Consider the following 477-nt stretch of genomic DNA (forward strand, 5'->3'; position numbering starts at 1 on the left):
TGCTGACAGGCTTGAAGGTCTGGGGATTCCGTCTAGGCGTAAGAAGCAGGATGGCACCTTTTTCAAGGTGGGTTTGCTGTCTGGATTAGCTAAGCAGATGGATGAACAGTTTAGGCATATCATGTTCATTCCTGCTGTTGCTGTTGCTGAGCGTCGCCAGTTGAGGAATGAGCTGACCTATTGGATTGATAACATTCTCCCGAATAAGGGGAAGTATCTGCGGTACATGGTTATCACCTGCGGTGAGAACGTCCGCATATATGATGACCTCAAGGCGGAGCATAGGAAATGGACACGCAAGCTCTCTGATTGCTTCCGTTGGCTCAATCAAAAATATGGTTCAAATCTGTATTTCAGGGGGACTGAGTTCACTCATAATGAGGATCATGAAACCCTTAACATGCATATGAATATCCTCTTTGATCTGCCGTATTTGAAGGGGAACGGCTGGCAGGATTTTCTTGCTGATGTTCGTGA

General features: G+C 46.3%; 1 protein-coding gene. It reads left to right on the forward strand.

The features are described from left to right. On the forward strand, window positions 1-477 hold a 477-nt coding region (locus KP705_RS17355), incomplete at both ends, for a hypothetical protein (protein ID WP_215765179.1).

The sequence above is a fragment of the Gluconobacter sp. P1D12_c genome (genome assembly GCF_018812105.1).
Taxonomy (GTDB): Bacteria; Pseudomonadota; Alphaproteobacteria; order Acetobacterales; family Acetobacteraceae; genus Gluconobacter; species Gluconobacter oxydans_A.